Source organism: uncultured Paenalcaligenes sp. (assembly GCF_947630565.1).
In the GTDB taxonomy this organism is placed as follows: domain Bacteria; phylum Pseudomonadota; class Gammaproteobacteria; order Burkholderiales; family Burkholderiaceae_B; genus Paenalcaligenes; species Paenalcaligenes faecalis.
This window is the reverse complement of record NZ_CANRIC010000006.1, coordinates 68,689-77,755: the sequence shown is the minus strand read 5'-3', so window position 1 is coordinate 77,755 and position 9,067 is coordinate 68,689. Positions and strand designations below refer to the sequence as shown.

14 protein-coding genes and 1 pseudogene are annotated in these 9,067 nt (G+C 46.5%); 14 read left to right on the top strand and 1 reads right to left on the bottom strand.

Annotation, left to right across the window (positions count from 1 at the left end; translation table 11 throughout):
* The 12 genes and pseudogenes from Q0Z62_RS02605 to rpsQ all read left to right on the top strand — a co-directional run.
* Nucleotides 1-77, top strand: a pseudogene (locus Q0Z62_RS02605) (elongation factor Tu); the annotation flags it as partial.
* Nucleotides 78-143: 66 nt separating this feature from the next.
* Complete coding sequence (gene rpsJ / locus Q0Z62_RS02600; RefSeq protein ID WP_077734100.1) at nucleotides 144-455, top strand: 30S ribosomal protein S10; 312 nt, start codon at nucleotides 144-146, stop codon at nucleotides 453-455.
* Nucleotides 456-724: 269 nt separating this feature from the next.
* Entirely contained in the window at nucleotides 725-1,399 is a 675-nt protein-coding gene (gene rplC / locus Q0Z62_RS02595) for a 50S ribosomal protein L3 (RefSeq protein ID WP_269900991.1), read from the top strand.
* Nucleotides 1,400-1,401: 2 nt separating this feature from the next.
* Nucleotides 1,402-2,019 (top strand): 50S ribosomal protein L4, encoded by a 618-nt coding sequence (gene rplD / locus Q0Z62_RS02590; RefSeq protein ID WP_269900992.1) that lies wholly within the window; start codon nucleotides 1,402-1,404, stop codon nucleotides 2,017-2,019.
* Entirely contained in the window at nucleotides 2,016-2,312 is a 297-nt protein-coding gene (gene rplW, locus Q0Z62_RS02585) for a 50S ribosomal protein L23 (RefSeq protein WP_269900993.1), read from the top strand. Before rplD ends, rplW begins: the two co-directional genes overlap by 4 nt.
* Nucleotide 2,313: 1 nt before the next feature.
* A complete protein-coding gene (rplB, locus tag Q0Z62_RS02580) occupies nucleotides 2,314-3,141 on the top strand; it encodes a 50S ribosomal protein L2 (RefSeq protein WP_269900994.1) in 828 nt (275 codons plus the stop codon).
* Nucleotides 3,142-3,152: 11 nt separating this feature from the next.
* Nucleotides 3,153-3,428 (top strand): 30S ribosomal protein S19, encoded by a 276-nt coding sequence (gene rpsS / locus Q0Z62_RS02575; protein WP_269900995.1) that lies wholly within the window; start codon nucleotides 3,153-3,155, stop codon nucleotides 3,426-3,428.
* A 3-nt stretch (nucleotides 3,429-3,431) separates the two neighbouring features.
* Nucleotides 3,432-3,761: a 50S ribosomal protein L22 gene (gene rplV, locus Q0Z62_RS02570; protein WP_269900996.1), complete on the top strand. Its 330-nt coding sequence runs from the start codon at nucleotides 3,432-3,434 to the stop codon at nucleotides 3,759-3,761.
* Between the two features lie 9 nt (nucleotides 3,762-3,770).
* Nucleotides 3,771-4,538 (top strand): 30S ribosomal protein S3, encoded by a 768-nt coding sequence (gene rpsC / locus Q0Z62_RS02565; RefSeq protein ID WP_269900997.1) that lies wholly within the window; start codon nucleotides 3,771-3,773, stop codon nucleotides 4,536-4,538.
* 2 nt (nucleotides 4,539-4,540) lie between these two features.
* A complete protein-coding gene (gene rplP, locus Q0Z62_RS02560; RefSeq protein ID WP_269900998.1) occupies nucleotides 4,541-4,957 on the top strand; it encodes a 50S ribosomal protein L16 in 417 nt (138 codons plus the stop codon).
* A gap of 9 nt (nucleotides 4,958-4,966) precedes the next feature.
* Nucleotides 4,967-5,158: a 50S ribosomal protein L29 gene (rpmC, locus tag Q0Z62_RS02555; RefSeq protein ID WP_269900999.1), complete on the top strand. Its 192-nt coding sequence runs from the start codon at nucleotides 4,967-4,969 to the stop codon at nucleotides 5,156-5,158.
* Between the two features lies 1 nt (nucleotide 5,159).
* A complete protein-coding gene (rpsQ, locus tag Q0Z62_RS02550; protein ID WP_269901000.1) occupies nucleotides 5,160-5,444 on the top strand; it encodes a 30S ribosomal protein S17 in 285 nt (94 codons plus the stop codon).
* Nucleotides 5,445-5,600: 156 nt separating this feature from the next.
* Here rpsQ and Q0Z62_RS02545 read toward each other — a convergent pair whose 3' ends face one another.
* Nucleotides 5,601-7,028, bottom strand: a complete 1,428-nt coding sequence (locus tag Q0Z62_RS02545; protein ID WP_298050526.1) for an NAD-dependent succinate-semialdehyde dehydrogenase — start codon at nucleotides 7,026-7,028, stop codon at nucleotides 5,601-5,603.
* 347 nt (nucleotides 7,029-7,375) lie between these two features.
* Here Q0Z62_RS02545 and Q0Z62_RS02540 point away from each other — a divergent pair, with 347 nt between their 5' ends.
* Together Q0Z62_RS02540 and Q0Z62_RS02535 are read left to right on the top strand one after the other, a co-directional pair.
* Nucleotides 7,376-8,833 (top strand): TolC family outer membrane protein, encoded by a 1,458-nt coding sequence (locus Q0Z62_RS02540; protein ID WP_298050524.1) that lies wholly within the window; start codon nucleotides 7,376-7,378, stop codon nucleotides 8,831-8,833.
* Nucleotides 8,834-8,844: 11 nt separating this feature from the next.
* Nucleotides 8,845-9,060 (top strand): hypothetical protein, encoded by a 216-nt coding sequence (locus tag Q0Z62_RS02535; RefSeq protein WP_269901003.1) that lies wholly within the window; start codon nucleotides 8,845-8,847, stop codon nucleotides 9,058-9,060.
* Nucleotides 9,061-9,067 lie beyond the last annotated feature (7 nt).

Below are 9,067 nucleotides of genomic sequence, written 5' to 3'. Positions count from 1 at the left end.
AAGAAGGTCTACGTTTCGCGATTCGCGAAGGTGGCCGTACCGTTGGTGCTGGTGTGGTAGCTAAAATCATCAAATAAGCTAATTAATAGCTTATGATGGCGGGGGGATATCCCCCCGTTTATTTCGTTCTTTAGGATTTCCACATGAAAAACCAGAAAATTCGCATCCGCTTAAAAGCGTTTGACTACAAACTAATCGATCAGTCCGCAGCCGAGATCGTGGATACGGCTAAGCGCACCGGTGCTGTAGTTCGTGGCCCTGTACCTCTACCTACACGTATTCGTCGCTACGATATTTTGAGCTCCCCTCACGTCAACAAAACTGCACGTGACCAGTTTGAAATTCGCACTCACCAGCGTCTAATGGACATCGTTGACCCAACTGATAAAACAGTTGATGCGTTGATGCGTTTAGATCTACCCGCTGGTGTAGATGTAGAAATTGCTCTACAGTAATTAGATTTTTTTGGTTGTTTAGTGCAAATTAAACAACTAAATAAAAAAAGCCGAGACAATCATGTTCTCGGCTTTTTTTATGTTGCTTGCTAACGAACCGTTGTTTTTACGTGGACTTTAAAGGTTTAGGTTGCTATCAGAACAGCCTGCATGGTATATTTATTGGCTTAATCTATATAATAGATTTAAAGAAGGTTTAGTGTGCAGAATAATCTGTATGCGTAATCATAGTTAGCCCCGACCAATCGTAGTTGGGAATGGAGAATAAGATGTCGAACTCGACACCTGTGCCTGCCGCATGGCGGTTAGGCCTTGTTGGGCGCAAAGTCGGCATGACCCGTGTATTTACAGAGGAAGGCGAGTCCATCCCTGTAACTGTACTGGACGTGTCCAACAACCGCGTAACCCAAGTTAAGACGCCCGAAGTCGATGGCTATGCTGCTGTACAGCTAGCTTATGGCTCTCGTCGCGCCTCCCGCGTTAATAAACCTGCAGTTGGCCATTACGCCAAAGCAGGCGTAGAAGCCGGTAGTATCCTCAAAGAATTCCGTCTAGATCCCGCTAAAATCGCAGAGCTAAATGCTGGTGATGTGATTGCTATTGAAAGCGTGTTTGAAGCCGGCCAAAAAGTAGACGTTACAGGTACAACTGTTGGTAAAGGCTTTGCCGGTACCATCAAACGTCACCACTTCTCTGGTCAGCGTAACTCCCACGGTAACTCGATCTCCCACCGTGCTCCCGGTTCTATCGGTATGGCACAGGATCCAGGTCGTGTATTCCCTGGTAAAAAAATGGCCGGTCACTTGGGTGATGTTACCCGTACCGTTCAAAATCTAGATGTTGTGCGTGTTGATGCAGAACGTGGCCTATTATTGGTTCGTGGCGCTGTCCCCGGCCATAAAAACGGCAACGTTGTAGTGCGTCCCGCCATTAAAGGAGCCTAATCATGGAACTCAAGCTCCTGAATGATCAGGGTCAGTCTTCTACTATTGCGGCTTCCGACGTAGTTTTCGGTCGCGAATTTAACGAAGCACTCGTACACCAGATTGTTGTTGCCTACCAAGCTAACGCTCGTAGCGCTAACAGCAAACAAAAAACGCGCGCTGAGGTCAGCTTCAGTACACGTAAACCTTGGCGTCAGAAAGGCACTGGTCGCGCCCGTGCTGGTATGGCTTCCTCGCCTTTATGGCGTGGGGGTGGTCGTACGTTCCCGAACTCGCCAGATCAGAATTACAGCCACAAAGTTAACAAAAAAATGTACCGTGTTGGTTTGCAGTCCATTTTTTCTCAGTTAGCTCGCGAAGGTCGTATCTCTGTAGTAGAGGCTTTTGAATTAGATGCTCCTAAAACAAAATTAGCGGCAACTAAATTAAAAGATTTAGGCTTAGAGTCCGTGTTGATCATTACAGACAACATCGATGAAAACCTCTATCTCGCTACTCGTAACCTACCTCACGTAGCTGTGGTCGAACCGCGTGATGCCGATCCTTTATCTTTGATCCACTACAAAAATGTGTTGATCACTAAAGCGGCTGTCGCTCAAATCGAGGAGATGTTGGGATGAACGTCGAACGCTTATACCAAGTCATCCTAGCTCCAATCGTGACCGAAAAAGCCACGATGGTAGCTGAAAATAATCAGCAAATCGCTTTCCGCGTAGCTCCTGATGCAACCAAGGCCGAAATTAAAGCAGCAGTTAAAATGCTATTTAATGTCGAAGTTGACTCTGTACAGGTTCTAAACCAAAACGGTAAAGCCAAGCGATTTGGTCGTTTCGAAGGTCGCCGCCGTAACGAACGTAAAGCCTATGTTCGTATTAAAGACGGTCAGGAACTCGACTTTACGGAGATGAACTAACATGGCACTCGTAAAAGTTAAGCCCACGTCTGCAGGTCGTCGCGGCATGATTAAAGTAGTGCATTCTGAGCTCCATAAAGGTGCTCCTTATGCTCCACTACTAGAAAAGAAAAAGCGTAGCTCTGGCCGTAATAATAACGGTCATATTACCGTACGTCATCGTGGCGGCGGTCACAAACAGCACTATCGTATCGTTGATTTCCGTCGTAACAAAGATGGTATCCCTGCGAAAGTCGAGCGTTTAGAATACGATCCAAACCGTACAGCACACTTAGCTTTATTGTGTTATGCAGACGGTGAGCGTCGTTACATTATTGCTCCTCGTGGTCTAGAAGTCGGTGCTACGCTCTTGTCCGGTCAGGATGCTCCTATCCGCGCTGGTAACACTCTACCTATCCGTAACATTCCAATCGGTGCAACTATTCACTGTATTGAAATGATGCCAGGTAAAGGTGCTCAACTAGCTCGTTCAGCAGGTACTTCTGCCGTATTGCTAGCACGCGATGGCTCCTACGCTCAGGTACGTTTACGTTCCGGCGAAGTCCGTCGTGTCCACATTGACTGTCGTGCCACTATCGGCTCTGTCAGCAACGAAGATCACAGCTTGCGTCAAATTGGTAAGGCCGGTGCAATGCGCTGGCGCGGCGTACGTCCTACCGTTCGCGGTGTAGCCATGAACCCGATTGATCACCCACATGGTGGTGGTGAGGGTCGTACTGGTGAAGGTCGTGAACCCGTAAGTCCATGGGGTACACCTGCTAAAGGTTACCGCACACGTCGTAACAAACGCACAGACAATATGATTGTCTCGCGTCGCAAGCGCAAGTAAGGGGCGAACAAATGTCACGTTCGATTAAAAAAGGCCCATTCGTAGACGAGCATCTAATCAATAAGATTGATGCTGCTGTCGAGGGCAAAGATAAACGTCCGATCAAAACTTGGTCGCGTCGTTCTACCATCCTGCCCGAATTCATCGGGCTGACGATTGCCGTGCATAATGGTCGTCAACACGTTCCCGTTTACATCAACGAGAACATGGTTGGCCACAAGCTCGGTGAATTCGCATTGACTCGTACGTTTAAGGGTCATATTGCGGACAAGAAGTCACGGAGATAAGCGATGGAAACCACAGCAACTATTCGTGGAGTACGTATCTCTGCTCAAAAAGCACGCTTGGTCGCCGATATGATTCGCGGTCAATCTGTAGAGCAGGCTTTAAATACGTTAACTTTCACTCCCAAGAAAGCCGCTGGCATTATCAAAAAAGCGCTTGAGTCCGCTATTGCTAATGCTGAACATAACGATGGTGCCGACATCGATGAATTGCGTGTAACTACAATTTTCGTAGACAAAGCGCAATCTTTGAAACGTTTCTCCGCACGAGCCAAAGGCCGCGGTAACCGCATCGAAAAGCAAACCTGCCACATTGTGGTCAAGGTCGGCGCTTAAGGAGTCACAATGGGACAAAAAGTACACCCAATTGGGTTCCGCCTCGCGGTTAACCGTAACTGGAATTCTCGCTGGTACGCTGATCACAACGATTTCAGCGGCATGCTAGCTGATGATATCCGCGTGCGCGAATACCTCAAAAAGAAGCTGAAAAATGCTTCTGTAGGTCGCGTTGTCATTGAGCGTCCATCCAAAAACGCCCGTATTACTATTTTCTCCGCCCGTCCAGGCGTAGTTATTGGTAAACGTGGTGAAGACATCGAAAGCTTGAAAGTCGATCTTCAGCGTTTGATGGGCGTGCCTGTACACGTTAATATCGAAGAAATTCGTAAGCCTGAAACTGATGCGCAACTAATTGCTGACTCTATTGCTCAGCAACTAGAAAAACGTATTATGTTCCGCCGCGCCATGAAACGCGCTATGCAGAACGCAATGCGTCTAGGTGCTCAAGGTATCAAGATCGCTAGTGCTGGTCGTTTGAACGGTATTGAAATCGCTCGTACAGAGTGGTATCGCGAAGGTCGTGTACCTCTACACACTTTGCGTGCTCATATCGATTACGCAACAGCTGAAGCTCATACAACTTACGGTATCATCGGTATCAAAGTCTGGGTCTACAAAGGCGATATGCTGCCAAACGGCGAATTGCCTCAAGAGACAGCCGCCCCTGAAGAGCGTCGTCAACGTCGCCCTCGTGGTGAGCGCCCCGAAGGTCGTCGTCCCGGTCGTGGACGCGGTCCTCGTCGTGACGCAGCACCGGCGCCAGAAGGAGAATAATTATGTTACAACCTTCTCGTAGAAAATATCGCAAAGAGCACAAAGGCCGTAATACCGGTTTAGCCACACGTGGCACATTGGTATCCTTTGGTGAGTTCGGTCTAAAAGCCACAGGTCGTGGCCGTCTGACTGCTCGTCAAATCGAGGCTGCTCGTCGTGCGATTAACCGTCACATTAAACGTGGTGGCCGCATCTGGATTCGTGTTTTCCCTGACAAACCAATCTCACAGAAACCTGCTGAGGTTCGTATGGGTAGCGGTAAAGGTAATCCAGAGTACTGGGTCGCTGAAATTCAACCCGGCAAAATGCTGTACGAAATGGAAGGCGTAAGCGAAGAACTCGCACGCGAAGCATTCCGTCTAGCTGCTGCCAAGCTTCCATTTTCTACCACATTCGTGGTACGAAACATTGGTGCTTAAGGAGATCACATGAAAGCCAGCGAACTCCGTTCTAAAGAAACCGCCGAGCTCCAAACAGAGCTTGAAAGTCTGCTGAAAGCGCAATTTAGTTTGCGTATGCAAAAAGCTACACAGCAGCTTTCCAACACCAGCCAGCTACCAAAAGTACGTCGTGACATTGCTCGCGTACGCACTCTAATGGCTGAGAAAGCAGGAAAGTAATATGAGCGATACTCAAACTACACCCGTTGCAGAAAAGCGTCAGCGCTTGTTACAAGGTATTGTGGTCAGCACCAAAATGGATAAAACCGTGGTTGTTCGTGTAGAACGTCGCGTTAAGCATCCGTTATATGGCAAGATCATCGTCCGTTCACGTAAATACCACGCGCACGACGAAACCAACCAGTACAATGAAGGCGATGTTGTTTCAATCGCCGAGTGCCGTCCTATCAGCCGCCACAAATCGTGGACTGTTGTACGCTTGGTAACTGCTGCACGCACTATTTAATTTAATTTATTAAATTACTCAGTGCTCTAGATAGAAATATCTAGAACTAAAAACCCCAGTCTGTCTTGAACAGCTGGGGTTTTTTGTTTAGATGTTGTATGTAATGAGTTATTTATGTGTGGTTAGAAATCTCTTTGACGATGTGGTCTACGCTTTTTAGCGCTGAGTGATAAATTTAGTCACTAAATAGCCATCAAAGGTTTCTGAGCCGCCCTCGCTACCAATACCACTGTCTTTAACACCACCAAAAGGAGTTTCGGGCAGGGCAACCCCAAAGTGGTTGATATTTACCATGCCAACTTGCAGTTCATTCGATACAGTATGAGCCGTTTGTAAGTTGTTGGTAAAGACATAAGAAGCTAAACCAAAAGGCAGCGAGTTAGCACGACGTAGTACATCCGTGGTGTTATTGAATCGTGTTAGCGGGGCGATAGGGCCAAAAGGCTCTTCTGTCATCAACATGGAGTCGTCAGACAGGTCAGTGATGACCGTTGGGCTATAAAAATAACCTTTTTTGTCTAGCTTGCTGCCACCTAGGGCAACTTTTCCACCATGTTTTAGAGCATCTTGTACAAACTGATCCATGGTGCCTACACGACGTTCGTGCGCTAAGGGGCCCATATCGGTTTCCGGATCCAAGCCATCGCCTACATTGATATTTGCTAAGATATTGACAAATTCGTCACGGAAATCAGCGTAAATATCATCATGGATATAAAAGCGTGTCGGGGAAATACAGACCTGACCCGCATTGCGAACTTTGAAAAACGCTAATTGTTTGGCAACACGTTTAACGTCCACATCTGGGAACACTAACACGGGTGAATGCCCACCTAACTCCATGGTAATGGGTTTCATGTGCGCGCCAGCTAATGCGGCCAACTGTTTACCAACGGGAACCGAGCCAGTAAAAGATACTTTACGCACAATCGGGGAACGGATGAGGTAGTCGGATATCTCTGATGGTACACCCCACACTATATTCAACACACCTTTGGGTAATCCGGCTTCGTGAAACATGTGTGCAATAGCCATGACTGCGCTAGGCGAGTCCTCTGGACCTTTGATAATAATCGTGCAGCCTGCACCAATAGCCGCACATATTTTTCTGATCGCCTGATTAAAAGGGAAATTCCAAGGTGTAAAGGCAGCACAAACGCCAATCGGTTCACGAACTACGATTTGACGGACGGCTGGGTGACGAGCAGGGATCACGCGACCGTAGATACGACGACATTCTTCGGCATGCCAATCCGCATGATCTGAGCAACTTTTAACTTCTCCTACTGCTTCAGCCAAGGGCTTTCCTTGATCTAAGGTGATATTGCGTCCAATTTTTGTGGCATTGTCGCGACATAGTTGAGCCACTTTACGTAAAATATCACTGCGCTCTATCGGAGAACTATGGCGCCATGATTCAAATGCTGTTTGTGCACTTTGTAAGGCTAAGTCTAAGTCCGCTTGGCTTGCATGGGGCAGGTTTCCAAGTGTTTCAAGAGTAGACGGGTTAATAACAGGTTGAGATTTTCTATTGTTCCCAGATAGAAACTCGCCATTAATATAAAGAGACAGGTCTGTGTACATAGGGAAAAATCCAAGATAAGATAAGTTAAGATAAAGCGTAATTGTATTTTTATGCAGAAGTTAACAATTGTTTTGCGAATTTACTTTGCCATTTGTTATCCGTGTAACTTTTTTCAGCATAAATGATTTACACTCATGTTAGTTGGATTAGCTCAATCCAAGCCTCATAGACGCAAGGTTATGCTTCAAGAACAACAGGCCAGAAACCTGTGGCTCCGCCTTGCCAAATCACGGGCACCTCATGAGTGCTTCTACTTTACATCCTATACAACAATATGCGCTCTGGTAACACTTTTCTTTTTGTGAGAAAAGTGTGGATGTGTGCGCCTGGGATATGGAAAAAAAATATGAATTTAAATTTAAAATTGATCGCGTTGTCTTGCGCTTTGATCTTTAGCACATCCAGTTTTTCGGCCGAGAACATGTCCTTGGCGCAAAGTGTAGAACGTGCGGTTTTATCTAATCCTGAATTAGGCGCTCGCTTTCAGGATTTCCAATCTAGCCTGGAAGGACAAAAAGTGGCTCGGGGCGCCTTACTGCCAGAAATTAATGCACAGGCTTGGACTGGCAAAGAGTGGCAAGGCAGCGCATCCAATAGAGCCTCAAGTAACTGGACGCGTAGAGGTTATACCGTTGAGCTACGTCAGTTAGTATTCAACGGATTTAAAACAGTTAATCAGGTGAAGCAGTTAGGTTTGGAAAAATTGTCTGCGTATTACGAACTGATGGCAACCGTGGATAACTTGGCTTTTGAAGCAGCAAAAGCGCATATTGATGTGCAGCGCTATCGTGAAATGGAAGCCTTAGCGCGTGAAAACTACGATATGCATCTAAGCATCTTGCGTCAGATTGAGGATCGTCAAGTCTCAGGTATTGGACGTGGTGTAGATTTAGAGCAGGCTTATGGTCGACAGGCGTTGGCCCAAAGTAACCTGATGACTGAATCGGGCAATTTGAATGATGTTTTACAACGTTACCACCGTATTGTGGGTGTGCCAGCTCCAGCTGTTTTATTTGATGCGCCTAGTGTTGAAGACAGTTTACCGGTAACGATTGGGCCCTTTGATAAGGAGTTGCGTCGTAGCCCGTCGATTTTGTCTAAGCAGGCTTTAGTGCAGGCGGCCAATGCCGGTAAAAACGTGGCACGAGGAAACCTATCTCCTACGTTAGAACTAAAAGCAGCGACTGGACGTGATAAAAACCCGAATCCCAATAATCCTGATTATCGGGATGCTCAAAGCTCCAGTGTGCAGCTTGTAGCATCTTATAACTTATATCGCGGTGGGGCTGACTCGGCACGAATTCGCCAGACTATTGCACAAGAATATGCGGCTCGTGATGTACGTGATTATACGTGCCGTAATATGCAGCAAGAATTAAATGTGGCGTGGAATGGGATCCAACGTTTGCGTTCACAAATTCCTTTCTTGCAACAGCATGAAATGGCTACCTCTAAAGTTCGAGTCGCCTACATGCAGCAATTTCATATAGGTCAGCGTAGTTTGCTCGATTTGTTGGATACAGAAAATGAGTTATTTGATGCACGTCGTGCCTTGAGCAATGCGCAATATGATTTGCAACAAGCTGAATTACATTGGTTGGCATTGGCGAATAAAATTTTGCCAGCCGTGGGGTTAGCACAGCCTTATGATGAGCATCTGCCTAAAGAGGCCGATGGCATTGAGTTTCCAGAGGAAACATTCCAAGCATGTATGACACCCTTACCTGATTTAACTAATTTAAAACCCATGGACGTGCAGTATGGACGTAATTTAACTCCCCCTCATTTGTCCTATTCGAATTAGGTAATAGATATATGGATGACGATATCCGTAAAAGGCTATCAGATTCAGACGCGGATTTTATCCGCGTCCTTGAAGACTTGATTGATGCCTTAATGGCCAATGGAACGCTGCGATTAACCGATTTGCCACCACAGGCTTTGGCTAAATTAAATGCGCGTAAACAAACACGTCAACGATTACGTAACTCATTAGACTTAATCAATGATGACGATGATTTATTAGTTTAAGGTTGAG